The 15,566-nt window shown below is 69.2% G+C and carries 14 protein-coding genes and 3 pseudogenes; 6 read left to right on the plus strand and 11 right to left on the minus strand.

Translation table 11 applies throughout. The features are described 5' to 3' along the window. The first annotated feature begins 283 nt into the window (after nucleotides 1-283). Together ACFWBW_RS35510 and ACFWBW_RS35515 are read left to right on the plus strand one after the other, a co-directional pair. Nucleotides 284-610 (plus strand): hypothetical protein, encoded by a 327-nt coding sequence (locus tag ACFWBW_RS35510; protein WP_385381835.1) that lies wholly within the window; start codon nucleotides 284-286, stop codon nucleotides 608-610. A gap of 112 nt (nucleotides 611-722) precedes the next feature. Further along, nucleotides 723-2,816 carry a S1 family peptidase gene (locus tag ACFWBW_RS35515; RefSeq protein WP_385381838.1) on the plus strand — a complete coding sequence of 698 codons (2,094 nt, stop codon included), beginning with the start codon at nucleotides 723-725 and terminating at the stop codon, nucleotides 2,814-2,816. A gap of 50 nt (nucleotides 2,817-2,866) precedes the next feature. Here the strand turns inward: ACFWBW_RS35515 and ACFWBW_RS35520 are convergent, their stop codons facing one another. The 4 genes from ACFWBW_RS35520 to ACFWBW_RS35535 all read right to left on the minus strand — a co-directional run bounded on the left by ACFWBW_RS35520 (nucleotide 2,867) and on the right by ACFWBW_RS35535 (nucleotide 6,013). After that, nucleotides 2,867-4,117, minus strand: coding sequence for a DUF6545 domain-containing protein (locus tag ACFWBW_RS35520; protein ID WP_385381841.1), 1,251 nt, complete (start codon nucleotides 4,115-4,117; stop codon nucleotides 2,867-2,869). After that, nucleotides 4,117-4,635, minus strand: coding sequence for a toxin-antitoxin system, toxin component (locus ACFWBW_RS35525; RefSeq protein ID WP_385381845.1), 519 nt, complete (start codon nucleotides 4,633-4,635; stop codon nucleotides 4,117-4,119). Before ACFWBW_RS35525 ends, ACFWBW_RS35520 begins: the two co-directional genes overlap by 1 nt. Before the next feature lie 169 nt (nucleotides 4,636-4,804). Further along, a complete protein-coding gene (locus ACFWBW_RS35530) occupies nucleotides 4,805-5,575 on the minus strand; it encodes a hypothetical protein (protein WP_385381848.1) in 771 nt (256 codons plus the stop codon). 90 nt (nucleotides 5,576-5,665) lie between these two features. Further along, nucleotides 5,666-6,013, minus strand: a complete 348-nt coding sequence (locus ACFWBW_RS35535; RefSeq protein ID WP_385381851.1) for an RNA polymerase sigma factor — start codon at nucleotides 6,011-6,013, stop codon at nucleotides 5,666-5,668. 468 nt (nucleotides 6,014-6,481) lie between these two features. On the opposite strand from ACFWBW_RS35535, the gene ACFWBW_RS35540 reads away from it, so the two are divergent. Next, nucleotides 6,482-6,937 (plus strand): hypothetical protein, encoded by a 456-nt coding sequence (locus ACFWBW_RS35540; protein ID WP_385381854.1) that lies wholly within the window; start codon nucleotides 6,482-6,484, stop codon nucleotides 6,935-6,937. Nucleotides 6,938-6,946: 9 nt separating this feature from the next. Then, the gene (locus ACFWBW_RS35545; RefSeq protein ID WP_385381857.1) at nucleotides 6,947-9,286 is read left to right on the plus strand and encodes a tetratricopeptide repeat protein; all 2,340 of its coding nucleotides are present in this window, start codon (nucleotides 6,947-6,949) and stop codon (nucleotides 9,284-9,286) included. On the opposite strand, the gene ACFWBW_RS35550 is transcribed toward ACFWBW_RS35545, so the two are convergent. Next, nucleotides 9,264-9,557, minus strand: coding sequence for a DUF6087 family protein (locus tag ACFWBW_RS35550; RefSeq protein WP_385381860.1), 294 nt, complete (start codon nucleotides 9,555-9,557; stop codon nucleotides 9,264-9,266). The genes ACFWBW_RS35545 and ACFWBW_RS35550 overlap by 23 nt on opposite strands. A gap of 12 nt (nucleotides 9,558-9,569) precedes the next feature. Then, nucleotides 9,570-10,064, minus strand: coding sequence for a hypothetical protein (locus ACFWBW_RS35555; RefSeq protein WP_385381863.1), 495 nt, complete (start codon nucleotides 10,062-10,064; stop codon nucleotides 9,570-9,572). A gap of 4 nt (nucleotides 10,065-10,068) precedes the next feature. On the opposite strand from ACFWBW_RS35555, the gene ACFWBW_RS35560 reads away from it, so the two are divergent. After that, nucleotides 10,069-10,572, plus strand: coding sequence for an IS3 family transposase (locus ACFWBW_RS35560; RefSeq protein ID WP_385381866.1), 504 nt, complete (start codon nucleotides 10,069-10,071; stop codon nucleotides 10,570-10,572). A 27-nt stretch (nucleotides 10,573-10,599) separates the two neighbouring features. Here ACFWBW_RS35560 and ACFWBW_RS35565 read toward each other — a convergent pair. The 4 genes and pseudogenes from ACFWBW_RS35565 to ACFWBW_RS35580 all read right to left on the minus strand — a co-directional run. Further along, nucleotides 10,600-11,079 (minus strand): annotated as a pseudogene (locus ACFWBW_RS35565) (transposase); the annotation flags it as partial. A 637-nt stretch (nucleotides 11,080-11,716) separates the two neighbouring features. Then, nucleotides 11,717-12,994: an NAD(P)/FAD-dependent oxidoreductase gene (locus tag ACFWBW_RS35570; RefSeq protein WP_385381869.1), complete on the minus strand. Its 1,278-nt coding sequence runs from the start codon at nucleotides 12,992-12,994 to the stop codon at nucleotides 11,717-11,719. Further along, the gene (locus ACFWBW_RS35575; RefSeq protein ID WP_385381872.1) at nucleotides 12,991-13,215 is read right to left on the minus strand and encodes a ferredoxin; all 225 of its coding nucleotides are present in this window, start codon (nucleotides 13,213-13,215) and stop codon (nucleotides 12,991-12,993) included. Before ACFWBW_RS35575 ends, ACFWBW_RS35570 begins: the two co-directional genes overlap by 4 nt. A 68-nt stretch (nucleotides 13,216-13,283) precedes the next feature. Continuing rightward, nucleotides 13,284-14,275: pseudogene (locus ACFWBW_RS35580) on the minus strand (pyridoxamine 5'-phosphate oxidase family protein). Between the two features lie 187 nt (nucleotides 14,276-14,462). Between ACFWBW_RS35580 and ACFWBW_RS35585 the strand changes: the two are divergent. Further along, on the plus strand, nucleotides 14,463-15,035 hold the full coding sequence (locus tag ACFWBW_RS35585; RefSeq protein WP_385381875.1) for a CGNR zinc finger domain-containing protein: 573 nt from the start codon (nucleotides 14,463-14,465) through the stop codon (nucleotides 15,033-15,035). A 66-nt stretch (nucleotides 15,036-15,101) separates the two neighbouring features. On the opposite strand, the pseudogene ACFWBW_RS35590 reads toward ACFWBW_RS35585, so the two are convergent. After that, a pseudogene (locus ACFWBW_RS35590) lies at nucleotides 15,102-15,566 on the minus strand (AMP-dependent synthetase); the annotation flags it as partial.

The raw sequence follows: 15,566 nt of genomic DNA on the forward strand, positions 1-15,566 counted from the left end.
AACCCGGGGTCGTACTGCGGGTCGAGGGCGAGGGCGGTCTCGGCTACGCATCGGGCCTGACAACGGCCGAGGTCGAGTCGTTACTCCGTGGCGACCGGACGTCCGCCGGCACAGCCCGCGCAGATGCGTGCGATCCGGTTCCTGCACGTCACCGTCAGGTCGTCGACCGGATCCTCTTTCTGCGCAGCACTCGGCTCAAGGCGGCCGAGGACGGCCGCAGGCGCACCTACCCCTGGCGGAGATCGCGGCGAGCGCAGGAACGAGCGCGCAGTGGCTCGACAGGATGCTCAAGACCGGGCGGGCCCCGAACCTCGATCACGCGACGGCGATCGCCAGGTTCTTCGGCGAAGGCATCGAGTTCCTGACGGACCCTCCGACAAGGGCCCTGGACTGGGTCCTCCAGCAGATCCACATGGACCTGCTGGAGCGAACGGTCGAGCGCCAGAATGAGGACCTCCGGCTGCTGAGGGAGTCCGGCCCGGCCGGAGTCCCGAGCTGCGGAATCAACCCCGCTGCCTGCCGCGCTGCCCACGCGCTCGCCGACGTGCCCGACGACACCGCCCAGCCCATCGTCGCACTCATCGAGTCGGTTGCCAGGCTGTCTCGGTAGAGGCCGTCCAGCGCCACACCCTCCGCATTCCACACCTCCCGTCGTCCGGCACGAGCCGGACGCCCCCTCCCACTCGCCTCCTCATGGGGGTGACATGACGAAAGTGACGTTCATGGCATTGCGCACACGCTGGTGGCTGCCGGCCACCACCGCGACCGCAGCGGTCCTCATGGGGACCGCAACCCCGCTGGCCTCGGCTGCCGAAGAGCCGGCCGCCAACGCCGGTGCCCCGTACGTCTTCGAGGACGGCTCCTACCCCGGCAGCGACCAGGTCCTGGCCGAGACCGGCGCCAAGCTGATCCGCGGTGACGGCAACATCACCCACACTTCCTGTGACGGCAAATACCAGATCAAGGTCTGGGCCCGCGACCTGAAACTGCCCGAGGAGCGGATGTGCTTCGCCGCTCCGTGGGGCACCGGCTTCCTCACCGTCTCCATCCCCGGCGCGTACCGGATCCAGACCTACGAGCGGTCGGTGAAGGCCAGCATCTCGGTCAAGGACGAGACGCAGAGCCTGGACATCCCCGGCAACACCAGCAAGGGCTTCGGTGAAGCGGGCGCCGACCCATCCGCCGCCGTCCTGCTGGAGCTGCGGGTCACCGGTACGTCGAGCGACACTCCCGTCGGCGCCGGGCAGCCCATCGACACCGCCGGGCTCGCCTTCAACACCAAGCTGACCATCGGCGACGGCAAGCGCTCCTGCTCCGGTGCGCTCGTCGATCCGCACTGGGTCCTCACCGCCAAGAGCTGCTTCGCCGACGACCCCGCCAAGAACAACACGGTGGCCGCGGGCCCGCCGAAGGACAAGACCACCGCCGTGGTCGGCAAGTCCCTTCTGATCACCAGCGGCGGCCACACCAGCGACATCGCCGAACTGGTCCCGCACGCCGACCGTGACCTCGTCATGGCCCGCCTCGCGAAGGCCGCCGAGAACATCACCCCCGTCCCGCTGGCGGCCACCGCGCCCGCCACCAGTCAGGAACTGACCGTCGCCGGCTTCGGCCGCACCCAGACCGACTGGGTCCCCTCCACCCGCCACAAGGCCGTCTTCACCGCGGGGAGGGTGACCGCGACCGGCTTCGACCTCGCCGCCAAGACCCCGGCCGACGCCACCGTCTGTGCCGGCGACGCCGGCGGTCCCGCGTTCCTCAGCGAGAACGGCAAGCCCGCTCTCGTCGGAATCACCAGCCTCGGCTGGCAGGGCGGCTGCCTCGGTACCCCCGCCACCGAGACCCGTACCGGGGCGTTCAGCACGCGCGTCAACGATCTCCACGACTGGTTCCAGCGCGTCCGTGCCCAGTCCCCTGGGTGGAAGACCCAGGCCCTCGTCCAGTCGGGCAGCAGCCTCTACCAGGGCGTCCGGGTGAACGACGGTTCCTGGACCGGCTTCGAGGACGTCCAGGCCCAGGGCGCCGCCGGCAGCATCGGCGGCATCCGCAACTCGGCCGCCGTCGGCATGAACGGCGACACCCACCTCCTGGCCGTCAGCAACGGCGGCGGGCTGTTCCACACGATCCGCAAGCAGGACGGCACCTGGGGCACCTTCGGGAACGTCTTCGACGTGGCCGGCCACCTCGGCAACCTCACCAGCGTCACCGCGGCCAACATCGGCTGGGACCTCCACGTCGTCGCCGTCGCTGACGGAAAGGCGCTCCACACCGTCCGCAACGCAGCCGGTCAGTGGACGCCGTTCCGCGACATCACCTCCGGCAAGGTCGGCAACGTGACGGCCGCTGCCACCGCCGTCGTCCGCGGCGAGCTCCAGGTCACCACCGTCATCGGCGGCAAGGCTTACCACACCATCCGCCAGGGCAACGGCAACTGGCTCGGCTGGGGCGATGTCGCCGCTGCCGCCGGAGCCACCGGCCCCATCACCTCCATCAGCACGGTCGGCTCCGGCGACGAGACCCACATCGTCATCGCCACCGACAACGGCACCCGCCAGTACCACTCGGTGCGCAACTTCGACGGCAACTGGACCCGGCTGACCGAGCTCAAGGACATCCTCGGCACCGTCACCGCCAAGTCGGTCGCCACCGCCGGCGTCGCCGGTGAGGTCGTGGTCGCCGTCACCACCGCCGACAACAAGCTCCTCCACACCACCCGCCACACCGACCGCACCTGGGCCACCACCACGGCCGTCCCGGTGCAGGGCCTGCCCGCGGCCCCCGGCGCCCTCGCCCTCACGGGCACCTGGAACGGCTGACACCGGGACGGATGCGCCGGTGAGGGTACGCCCACCAGGGTGGAGTACCCTCACCGGCTCGAGCGGCCTCCGAGAGCGCCGGTGACGGCGCCGGTGAGAGCAGGAGCTACTGCCAGCGCCCGCGAGATCGACACCAGGAGGTTGCGGTCCGCCGCCTCAGCGGCGCGTACGGCGGCCACCGCAAGGGTGCTCTGCTCCGTCGCGGGAGGGAAGTCGCCTGCCCGTGCACCCGCTGCCGCCGTGAACATCGCGGCGAGGCCGACGGCCACGGCCTCGCGCTCCGCGATCCCGCGCTCCTTCGCCTGCCGGTAGGCAGCCTGCCGTACCTCGTCCGTGCAATGGACGCACAGGGCGAGCATCCAGTCGTGAATGGTGGTCATCCTGTAGAGCAGGACCTGCTCGGGTCCGGCGTACCACGGCGGGGGAAGGAACATCCTGCTTCCGGGGGTCAGCCCGGACCGGCGGACCAGAGACCACAGGGGCCCCAGGGCCCTGATGCCGAGCAGCGGGTGCCACACGCGGTCGATCAGCCCGGGTCCGTATGCCGGGACGAGGAGGCCGACACCGATCATCATCCCGCTGACCGAGATGAAGGGCGCCAGGCTTTCGTTCAGCACGTCCCAGTCCCGGCCCGCCCATCGGGCAACGATGGCGATCAGCTTGAACAACCCGAAGACGATGTTGGCGAGGGCCGAGATCACCAGGACGAGCAGCCCGATCTGCAGGGGCCTGCCGACTGCCGTCCTCTTCGACTCGCACAACGCCGTCCGTCTGCCGATGTCGAGCAACCAGCTCCAGCAGAGGACGGCCGTGGCCGCGCTGGCCGCGACGTACGCGAGCAGGTAGAGCACGAGCATCTCGCTGATGAACGGGGTGGTGGCGTAGTACGTGTCGAAGTCCCGCGGGCGCTCCACCGGGACGTCGCCCAGGGCGAAGAGTCCCGCCAGGGCCACGATCACCATGCAGCAGGCGGTCTTCCACGCCCGTACCCGTCGCCGCGTCCGGGCGCTGTCCGCCGACTCCCCCCTCCAGTAGGCGAGCAGCACCAGAGACGCACACGCGTAGGCGGTCATGATGCAGTGGACGAGGAGCGCCGAGAGGTTACTGATGCCGGTGAGCCGGTTGACGGCGGTGATGGTGGGCGGGGAGGAGAGGACGAAGCCCGCGCAGGGCAGGAACAGCAGGGCGTTCACCGTCCGGACCGGCGCGCTGCGCCAACCCCGCGCCAGGGCCGGCAACTTCGCCAGCAGGGCCGCGCCCAGGACGGCGGCGGGCAGGTAGTAGCTGGCGTCTTCGTGCATCACCGGCCCCTCAGCGACTCCCAGATACGCCCTTCCCGCTCGTCGAGGAGCGTGCTGCCGCGCGTGCCGAGCAGGAAGGGCCGGAACTTCGCCCCCAGCAGTCGGCCGAATCGTTCCGCCCGCCGCTCCTCGGCGAGGTCGTAGTCGGTGCGCGCCGCGACATGGGCGACCGCGTCGCCGATGTACCACCGGTCCCCGAGCACGCGCGCCGCGACGGCCCCGCCGGCCGCGCTGCCGGTCCGGCCAGAGCAGCCCTCCTTGCGGTGCCACAACTCGTGTCCAAGTATCACCATCTGATGAATTGGCAGGGTGTTCCTCTCCACCGCGATCACCTCGTGATCACCCAGGTCGAGCCAGAGCCCGCTGACCGTGCCCGGCGGGAACGGCTCCAGCATGAGACGGACCTCACGCCCGCTGGCGTCCGACACGTAGGTGCAGACCGCCCGCAGCAACTCGTACGGTTCCGGCGCCGTCGGGTACATCGCCCCCGCGAACAGCTCGTCCCGGTGGCGCTTCATTTCGCGGGAAATACGGACCGCGCTCCACATGTCTTCCCCACCCGGACGCATCCCTTGCCGGCACACCGCTCGTCGAGCCCTTGAACGCATGCGCGGCACTCTGACAGTCGTGCGCCCGCGACAGTAGCCACTCAGGACGGCGCAGGCAACTGTGGCCCCGGCTCACACATCAGCCCTGGCCAGCGGCCCTTTCCACGCCCTCCCGGGCGCGGTCCTCGCGCGAGCGCCGGGCAATGGACTCGATGAGGGCAATGATGGGCTGTGCGGTGTCCTCCGGCACATCGGCGAGTGCGCGGGCGGCGTAACCGACGATGCCGAGATCGGAACCGGGGGAAGCGCCGTAACCGGCAGAACCGGCAGAATTGGTAGAACGGGCCGAACCGGCAGAACCGGCCGAAGCAAGGGTGTCCGCGTTGGTGAGGCGCTGGATGTCCGCGTCCTGGCGTGCGACGGTCCGCTCCAGAAGGTCCTTGTGGATCCGCTGGAGTACCCGATCCAGGGCCCCGGCGGGTTCGGCGACCAAGAACTCGATGCCCTCTCCGAAGAAGTCCGCGATTCCGGCCGCATGATCGAGATTCGGAGCCTTCCCCGTCTTGATCATCTTGTCGAGCCACTGGGCGCTCGTCCCCGCACCCGCCGCGATGTCCGCCAGCGAGTACGCACGCCGCTGGCCGTCGGGGGAAGTCCGCAGTCGGGTACGGCGCAGGAAGACGATGCGGTCGACCACCCGGCGGTGACGCTCTTCCGCCGACTCCGTCCCCCCGCCGTCGCCCTCGGGCAGCCGCTCACCGCGCAACAGCGCCTGCACGTCCTCCACGGGTAGCCCCGATGCGTACGAGAGACCGCCCTCGCCCTCAACCCGGAGGACGTCCTCGTCTTCGATCCCGGCCCGCTCGAGCAAGGCCGTGATGCGCCGAGCAGTCCTGGCCGGGTCCGCCACGAACCTCTCGCTCATTCCTGTTCCCCGCTCCGGGCCGGCTGGCGGCCGCTGACAACTTGAATGCCAAACAGTAACGACATCCGCTCGGCATCAGCAACCAGAGATGACAGTCACCGGACGATCCGGGACTGGGTCCAACGGCTGCGTACGGCTGGTGGCCTGTTGCAGGTACTTCCGATAGGCGACTCTCCGGAGCCATGCCCTGGGGTAGTCGATCTCCTTCCATCGGTCCGGGAGCAAGGTCAGGAAGGCCTCCTGCGCGGCGTCCGCCGCCTCATAGACGCTGGCACCCAAATGCAGGAGGAAGACCGTCATCCTCGGCATCTCAGCTCGGTAGAAGGCCTCCAGTTCGTCCTGCCGCTGTTGCTGTGCCCCCGGAAAGCGCGACCGCGTAGTCGTTGCCACCTTCACCGCGGGCAGTGCTGGCACCTCGGTCATTAGCGCCCCACCTCGGCGCGGTCGGCAGCACCGACCAGAATCTCGACGGAACGTTCGGACGACTTCTCCGACAGCCGACTGCCAGGCGGCAGCGACCGCACCCGTTCCGAAAGGCCCTGCTGGGCAAGCTCAGCTCGGCGTACCTCGGCCCTGTCCCGAGCCGCCCTGTACATCAGCCTTGCGATGAGCCCAAGCAACGAAGTCACCCCCACCACGATCACCGTCATCAATGCTGGATCCACGACCACCCCTTGACCGTGCAGTGCGCTGTGCGCTGCGTCTGGGTTTTAAAGCATCGAGCGGCCCCGAGTGTGACATCCGCAGAAGAAGACATCGGCGGTGTTCCCGGGATGCCCTTCCGCGGGCTGCTGCGCTGCCTGGCGAGGCCGTCAACCAATCCACCGGCGGCGGTGCCGGGCAAAGACCTACGGTGTCGTGACACCAAAAAGTTTTCTCTGGGGGTTGGGCATGGAACCGGTATCGGCTGCACTGCTGCTGGCATTGGCCACGGGAGCGGCAGGAGCCGCAGGTGGGCAGTCCTGGGAAGGCCTGGTTGCTCTGGTACGGCGCTGGCGCGGTCAGGATGGCCCGGTCACGGGGGTACCCGCGGGGGTGACGGATGTGGTGCCGGCTGGGGCCGAGCTGACCGCCCTGCAACAGCAGCCCGCGGACGAGCATCGAGCGCGGATCTTGTCGATCGCACTGGCGGAGCGGGCAGGGGCAGACGCGGGCTTCGCCGCCGCGCTGGAGGCCTGGCACCAGCATGCCCAGCAGGTGGCACCGGCCAGCGCGCCCGGTAACGCCTCCACCCACATCTCGGGTGGCACGCAGACTTACGTGATCACGAACCGTGACGTGTTCGGCGGGATGAACTTCGGCCAGCCCACATCCCCGCCCGCCCAGGCCGGCGAGTCCGGCAACTGAAGCCCGCCCGTGACCACGAATCCCTCCAACGCTGCCCGGATCAACATCAACGGGGGGCACCAGGAGTACGTCATCACAGCGGGGTCCATCTCGGGGCCGGTGACGATCACCACGACCGGTGCGCGGGTTCCCGCCTACCTCCAGAATCCACAGCGCTGGGTGCTGGTGGAGGACTGGGACGCCCTGGCCGCGGGAGCGCACCGGGCCCGGCCCGATGACACCGGCGACGCTGTGCCCACGTATGTGGCCCGCGATGCCGACGAGGAGCTGCTGGCACGGCTGACTCGGGCGGCCCGGGACGGCGGGCTGGTGTTGGTGCTGGGTGAGTCCACCGCAGGTAAGACGCGGGCAGCTCACCGTGCGGTGCGCGAGTGCGAGGCTCTGGCCGGATACCGGGTGCTGGCCCCGGACACCGGAGCCGATCTGGTGATCGCCGCCGATGTCGTGGCCACCACCTCCGTGCGGTGCCTGGTCTGGCTCGACGACCTCGAACGCTTCCTCACACCCGACGGACTAGAAGCAGGTGTCCTGGCCGAACTGGTGCGGCTCAGGACACCGCTCCTGGCCACCATGCAGCTACGTCACCACGACACCTTCTCCCGCCACAGCACCGACCCCCGGCAAGAAGTTTCCTCTGGCCTTCGCACGTCCGGAACGGGGGCGCGCGTGCTCAAGCAGACGGACCCCCTCTACCTCCAGCGGCGTTGGAGCGCCGAGGAGCTGACACGCGCGCAGGACTGCGACGACCTGCGGATCATCGACGCTGTCACCCACCACGGCCCCTACGGGGTCGCCGAGTACCTCGCGGCCGGCCCCGCACTACTCACCGAGTGGCGAAACGCCACCCGCCCCGGCGGCCACCCTCGCGGCGCCGCCCTCGTCGCCGCAGCCGTCGACCTCAACCGCACCGGACTACGCCCCCCATACCCCACCACCCTCCTCACCACCCTCCACCAGCACTACCTGCCCGACGACCCCCTCCTGCGCCCCGAATCCATCGACACGGCCCTGACTTGGGCCACACGCCTGCGCTACGGCGCCACCAGCCTCCTCCTGCCCACTAACAACCCCGATGCCTGGGACGTCTTCGACTACCTCCCAGACCACACCACCAGCCCCGTCACCGAACACGCCTGGCACAGCGCCTTGGACCACGCCACCGACGACAAACAGCACATCATCATCGGCATTCATGCCTTTGACACAGCACCCCTCGTGGCCGAAACGGCCTTTCGCTCCGTCGTCCCACGAGGTGAGCCCCACGCCCCGATCCTTCTCGGCGGCCTGCTCGCCAAGATGAAGCGCTACGAAGAAGCTGAGCCGTTCCTTCTCCAAGCCGCAGACGCAGGGAACACCAACGCCGAGGTCGCCCTCGGCTCCATGCTCGCCCTGGCGGGACGACTCGATGAGGCCGAAGTGCGCTTCCGCCGAGCCACAGAAGCCGGCGACGCCAGAGCCGCAGCCCTCCTCGGCCGGATGCTCCTCCGGGAGGGGCGGAGTGAGGAGGCCGAGCCGCTCCTGCGCCAAGCCGCAGACACAGACGAGGCAGACGTTCAGGTCTTGCTCGGTCGGGTGTTCCTCAAGGAGGGGCGGAGTGAGGAGGCCGAGCCGCTCCTGCGCCAAGCCGCAGACACAGGCGGCGCTGACGCCAAGCGCCTGCTCGGCCAGATGCTCCTCCAGGAGGGCCGGACTGAGGAAGCCGAGCCATTCCTGCGCCAAGCCGTAGACGAGGGCGATATCCCCGCGTCTACCGCCCTCGGCGTTCTACTCCTTCAGAGCGGGCGGAGTGAGGAAGCCGAGTCGCTCCTGCGCCAAGCCGCAGACGAAGGCGATATCCCCGCGTCTACCGCCCTCGGCTCCCTACTCCTTCAGAGCGGGCGGAGTGAGGAAGCCGAGCCGCTCCTGCGCCAAGCCGCAGACACAGGCAACACCCACGCCAAGGTCCTGCTCGGCATTCTCCTCACGAATGACGGGCGGAGTGAGGAAGCCGAGCCGCTCCTGCGCCAAGCCGCAGACGAGGACGAAGACAACGCCAACACCAGGGTCCTGCTCGGCATTCTCCTCACGAATGACGGGCGGAGTGAGGAGGCTGAGCCATTCCTGCGCCAAGCCGCAGCCACAGACACAGACACAGACGCTCCGGCCCTGCTCGGCGCCCTGCTCCTCCAGGAGGGGCGGAGTGAGGAAGCCGAGCCATTCCTGCGCCAAGCCGCAGCCACAGGCGACACCAACGCCAAGCGCCTGCTCGGCCAGATGCTCCTCCAGGAGGGCCGGACTGAGGAAGCCGAGCCATTACTGCGCCAAGCCGCAGACCCGGACGACCCAATCAATCAAGCCCCACCCGGCTGAACACCCCCTCTAGGAGGGTCACACGAAGAACCGGTGAGGAAGAGCGCGGCCTGGGCGGCGTTGTCGGCGACTCCGACCGGCACCCACTCGCCGGTCTGGTCGTCCGTTCCAGAAGCATGCGGGGCGCGTCGGGGGCGAGGTGCGCGGCTCGGCCTCGGGCGGTCGGGTCGAGTGGTTCGGCGCGGCGGCGGCCGGTGATCTGCCGGTCGGATTCTCGTCGGCGGTCACGGCGGTCCGCCCACTGGTCCAGCGGTTCCTCGTGCTCGCCCACGGTGCCCCTCCGCTATCGCCACTGCGCCCCGGGCAGGAGGTTGTCGGGGTCGCCCAACCATGGTGTCTCACCGGTGGGGGTGACGGTAAGGCCGAAGGAGTCGAGTCCGGGGCGGCCTTGCTCCTCCCACCATGAGTGGGCGGCTTCCACGGCGTCCCAGAGGCGCCGTGGTCCGTGCTGGTAGACGATGCCCGGCCCGTCTTCGTCGGGCCAGCGCACGGCAGCCCATGACCGGTCGTTGAGGGAGTAGAACCAGGCGGCCCCGGTGCCGTCGTCCTCGCGGAAGGTGATGTGGGTGATGTGGGGGACTGCGAGGCCGATCACGAACTCGGTGTCGGCGAGCTGGTCGGGCTGCACGGCCGTGCCGGTCGAGCCGGGCCAGGTGGTGACGTAGTCGTCGTGGGTCGGCCACACGGTCCGGTGTGACCGGGCCCGCATGAACTCGAGGCCGGCCTTGAACCGGCCGGACGCGGTGCCGTCGCCGTACGCGGTGAGACGCAGCTTCACGCACGTGAAGACCTGGTCCGGGGTCGTCTATGTCGCGTTCGTCGTGGACACTTTCTCCCGCCGGATCGTCGGCTGGTCGGCCGCCACCTCGAAGGAAACCAGGCTCGTCCTGGACGCCCTGGAGATGGCCCTGTGGCAGCGCGACCGCGACGGACTCCCTTATGAGCGAGGCGAGTTGATACACCACTCGGACGCCGGGTCGCAATACACGAGTTTCCGGCTCGCCGAGCACCTGGACGCCGCCGGCATCGCGGCCTCGATCGGCAGCGTTGGCGACGCCTACGACAACGCCCTGATGGAATCGGCCATCGGGCTGTTCAAGACCGAACTCATCAAGCCCGGGCGGCCTTGGAAGACACTCGCCCAGGTCGAGCTGGCCACCGCGGAGTGGGTGGACTGGTACTGCCACCGCCGCCTCCACGGTGAGATAGGCCACGTCCCACCCGCCGAATACGAGACCGCCTACTACCTCACGACCACAAAACCCCAGGTCACAACCAACAACTGAGATCTCTACCGAACCCGGAACGGTTCACGCAGCGGTGACCGTCACGGCAAGGATCAGGCCGATCGTGTCGGTGAGGATGCCCCGTTTCCGGCCGACGATCTTCTTGGCGGCGTCCGTTCCCTGGCTGGTCACGGGCACGTTGGTGGAGGTCTTGATGCTCTGGGTGTCGATGACGGAGCCTGTGGGTTCGGGCTTGCGGCCTTCCTTCACGCGGGCCAGCGCGGTGAGGTCGTAATTGAGCTGGGTGAAGATTCCCTCGTCGCGCCAGGCGGCGTAGTAGGCGTAGACGGTGCCGTGGCTGGGGAAGTCATGCGGGACGTATTTCCAGGGGATTCCGGTGCGGTTCACGTAGAGGATCGCGTTGAACACGTCGCGGAGTTCGACTTTCGCCGGCTGTCCGGTCGGGCGGCGGTCGAGCCGGGCTTTCCGCCATGCCGTCAGGGTCGGCTCGATCAGGGCCCATCGGGCGTCGGACAGATCGCTGGGGTACGGCTTGCGCTGGCTCACGCCGTAGCGTCGGCACGTACGGGGCGGACGGCGCGGTTCCGTTCCCGTTGGGCGTTTCTCCCTCATCTTCAAACCAGACGGACTTCATGTAGGAGAAGCGGAGTAAACGGGTGGCCGGGCCGACAGCTGAGGCCGTGGAGATGAACGTATGGGGCAGATGCCTCAAGAGCGGCAATCGTATAGCTCGCCTATCGGAACAAACCATCCCTGAATACCCACTAAGAGACGTAAAAACGCCGGTTCCTCGCGTACTCCTCTCCATCACGCTTGCCGGACCCGCCCCATCTGGCAGTTCTGGGTACGTCCCGGCTTTGTCAGGGCCGCTCTCCCCCTCCCCGGCATCACCCGGATCAGGCTGCCCTCAGCTTCAACCCGACTGCTGCGACAGCGGGTTGGTGCAGGTCTTCCACCTCCACTCGAACCAACAGCGCCTCACGGCGCAACCAAGATCTGTGCCAGAACCCATTTCTCGTGAGCATTCGGGGGCCCGTTCTGTGGACCGACATTCCGACTCCGACGGATCCCCCGGGGCGCACTCGCTTCCCGCGACAGTACGACCGACACCCCTGTCAGCCTCGGCGGGAGCACGGTAGCCGAGGCTGCTGTGGGGACGGTGCGCTTGAGGGTGTCGGCGGACTCATGCAGTTGGTGTTCTCCTGGGGTGGAGCGCGGAGTGCGTGCCAGGGGATGCCGGGAGCGCCGAGTTCAGGACGGACTGGAGTTCGCGCTGGTAGGAGGCCAGCCTGCGGGTTCTGCCGATGGTGAGGGCGCCGATGAGGTGCCCCTCCTTGTGGTAGCTGACCTCGAGGCGGCGTTCGCCCACGAGGTTGTGCTCGGCGATCCTCGTCTCGTCAGCGAGTGCGGGCAGGCCGACCGAACGGATTCGGGCGCCGTGCAGGTCCGACCAGAAGGACGGGACTCCGCTGAACGGCTCCGGTTCGCCGGGGTGCAGCAGAGTGTGGGCGGCGGAGGCTGCCTGTTCCACGGCGTTGTTCCAGTGGCCGAGGGTGACCGGCGCGTAGCCTGCCAGCGGGTGTGGGACGCGCGCGATGTCACCGGCCGCGACGACGCCGGGGACGGGTGTCCGGTCGGAGAACAGGGCCCGTAGGTACGGGTCGCAGTGCACGCCGTTCCCGATGGCGAGGCCGGAGTCCGCGAGCCAGCCGGTGGCGGGCACGGCGCCGAGAGCCAGGACCGCCGCGTCCGCGGGCAGCTCGCTGTGGTCGGAGAGGCGGACGCCGGTGAGGCGGCCCGTGTCGCCGGCGAGGAATCCGCTGACTGTGGTGTGGGTGCGCAGGTCGATGCCCGCTTCGCGGTGCATGGTGGCGACGAAGCCTCCGGCGACCGTTCCGACGGCGCGTTCGAGGGGCTGGGCGGCCGATTCGACGAGGGTGACGTCCACGCCGCGCGTGCGTGCGGCGGCCGCGATCTCTCCGCCGAGGAAGCCCGCTCCAATCACCACGAGCTTTCGTCCGGGGCCGAGTTCGGCCCGCAGTGCGATCGCGTCCTGCCAGCCGCGCAGTGTGTGCACCCCGCGCGGTAGCGGGGGCCTGTCGGCGGGCCAGGCCCGGGCGGCGGAGCCCGTGGCGATGACGAGGCCGTCGTACGGGAGCTGGGTGCCGTCGGCGAGGGTGACGGTACGTGTGCGCGGGTCGAGGTGGACGGCGGGCCGGCCGAGTTGCCAGCGGGCGTCGAGTCCGTCGGGCAACGGAAGTGCGGTCAAGGGCGCCGGGTCCTGCGCGGTCAGGACGTCCTTGGACAGCGGGGGCCTGTCGTACGGCAGGTAGGGCTCGTCGCCGACGATGGTCAGGGAGCCGGTGAAGCCCTGGGCGCGGAGCGCCTCGGCTGCCCGCAGACCGGCGAGGGAGGCTCCTACGATCACGATGTCGCGGGGCGTTGTGAGGCTTGTGCTCACGGTGTGGCCAGCGTGTCGGAGGTCGTCGTGGGGGTTGCCGTGACCGTGATGGCGCGGGCCGGGCAGACCGCTGCGGCCTTCACGGCCTTGTCCAGCAGGGCGCTGTCCGGGGCGGAGTCGTAGACGAGGTAGTCCTCGTCGTCGAAGGAGAAGACCTCGGGCGCCGCGAAGACGCACTGTCCGTGGCTCTCGCAGAGGTTCATGTCCACGGTGATTTGCATGGGTGGCTCCGTTGGGGCGAGGACCGGTTCTAGTACCGGGGACGGGTGGGGGCGGGTGGGGAGGGGTGTCAGCTGATCGGGGGGTTGAAGCGGGAGTAGTCGGGGTCGCTCCAGCGCAGGGGCGAGGCGGCGGCGATCTCCCGTACGTCCGTCACGGAGAACTCCACCAGGCGCCGTGTCGCGGGGGCCTGGGGGCTTGCCTCGGTGTCCCACACGGTGTGCGCGGTGCCGGAGAGATAGAGGGCGGAGCCCGTCTTCCAGTCCGGGAAGATGATTCCGGCGGCCGGGTTGAGGACCAGGTTGCCGAGCGTCAGGAACATCGCGTTCCCGACGTAGTCGGGCCAGCGCAGCAACGTGGGGGAAAGGACCTGGACGAAGCCGGGGTTTCCGCCGCGGTGGGACGTGTCCGCGTCACCGGTGTCGGAAGCGGTGGCGATGAAGAAGGTGTCGGCATCGCGGATCGTCTGTTGCTGGGCCGCGCTGAGTGCCGTTGCGGAGGTGGCCGTGCGGGCCGCGCTGGGGGCCTGCGCCTCCCCCGCCGCCTGGATGCGGAAATCCCTCTTCTGCAGGTACTTGGGGCAGTTGGCGACGACTTGGTCGAGTTCGACGTGCAGTCCGCCGGCGGTGGGGAGCGCTCTGCCGTTGAGGCGCATGCGGCGCCGGGTGGAGGGCTCGATGGCGATCATGCCCAGACGGTTGCGCCCTGCCGCTGTGCGCGTGGTGCCGGCGGAGCCCAGCAGGTCGGCCAGGGGGTCCTCGGGCAGGGGGAGCGCGTCGATGATGAGGGTGCGGGGGTCGGGCGAGTGCAGGAAGCCGGGGGCGCCGGTCAGCTGGGTGGCCCAGACCCGGCCTTCATGATCCGTACCGCCGATGACGATCATCGGCTGCTTCGCGAGGAAGTCGCAGCGATGGCGGGGACGGTGTCGCCGATGGCACCGAGGGAGAGCGCCGCCTGGTCGGTGAGGTCCGCGCGGTTCTGGACCTGGATTTCGCCGGGGTGGTAGCCGGTTGCCACGGCAGTTCCTTCCGTCTGCCGCGACCGGGGACGCGGGATCGTCATGGGACCGGCCCCCGGTCGCGCTTGGGGGCTGGTGGCGGTTCTCGCCTGGACGCCGCTAACCTCTGAAATCAACTTTAACAGTTAGTTTTCAAAAGTGTCAACCTTTGATCTTGGATTAAGTGGTTACTGTTGATCAGGCGCCCCTCTAGAGGTCGGGTGCCCTCACAGAGAAGGAAGGAACCGCCCTGTGCAGCCATCCCCGAGGCCTGACTTCCGGCCACTGCTCGGCGAACCGCTCTCCATCGACCTGCTCAACACCCGCTGGATCGACAGCACCGGCTGGCACGACCTGCTGGACTCCGTCGAAGGGCTGCGCATCTGGCTCGAGAGCCCACACGTGCGCCAAGAGCTTGCCGAGCGGCCGGCCGTGGCCGACGACGAGACGCTGAGCGCGATCCTCCAGGTCCGCAGCGCGCTGGACGACGTCATCGATGTCCCCGCCCCCTGGGGCGAGGGCATCGTCGGCGGACTCAACGCCGTACTGGCGCACGGCCGCGTCCGTCGCCTGCTGCTGCCCGAAGGGGCGGGCACCACCATCGAGGTGGACGCACCGTCCTGGCTGGCGGGCTGGACAGCGGCCGAGGACTTCCTCCGGCTGCTCGGAGAGCGGCCGGAACGGATCCGGCCGTGTGCCAATCCGGAGTGCATCCTGCACTTCTACGACATCTCCAAGAACGGCACACGCCGCTGGTGCTCCATGGCCGCCTGCGGCAACCGCGCCAAGGCGAACCGGCACTACGCGCGCCACTCTCAGGGCTGACGACGCGAAAAGGTCCGGGGACTGGGTCGAAAACCCAGGCCCCGGACCTCTTCGCACGACGGGGCCCTACCCGCCGATCCGGTACTCCGTGCCGGCGCTCCCCGGCGCCCGGTCCCGCAGCTCGGCTCGGCGAACCTTGCCCGAGGTCGTCCGGGGCAGGGCCGAAGTGAACTCCAGGACGCGCACCCACTTTTCGGGCGGCAGCTCCTCCCGCACCAATTCGAGGATCCACTGCGCGGTCCACTCACCGGCCTGCTGTCCCTGCGCGATGACCACGTACGCCTTGGGCGCCCACAGGCCCACCGGATCGGGAACCGGGACCACCGCGGCATCGGCCACCGCCGGATGGCGCAACAGCACCGTCTCCAGCTCGCGCGGCGAGATCCGGTGGTCGAACGCCTTGAACATGTCGTCGGAGCGGGCCAGGTGGGTGAGCCTGCCGTCCGGGGCGCGGACGGCGAGATCACCCGTGTGGTAGTGGCCGCCGGCCAGCGCCTTCGCCGTACGGGCCGGGTCACCGACGTAGCCGCG

The organism is Streptomyces sp. NPDC059957 (assembly GCF_042730015.1).
Taxonomy (GTDB): Bacteria; Actinomycetota; Actinomycetes; order Streptomycetales; family Streptomycetaceae; genus Streptomyces.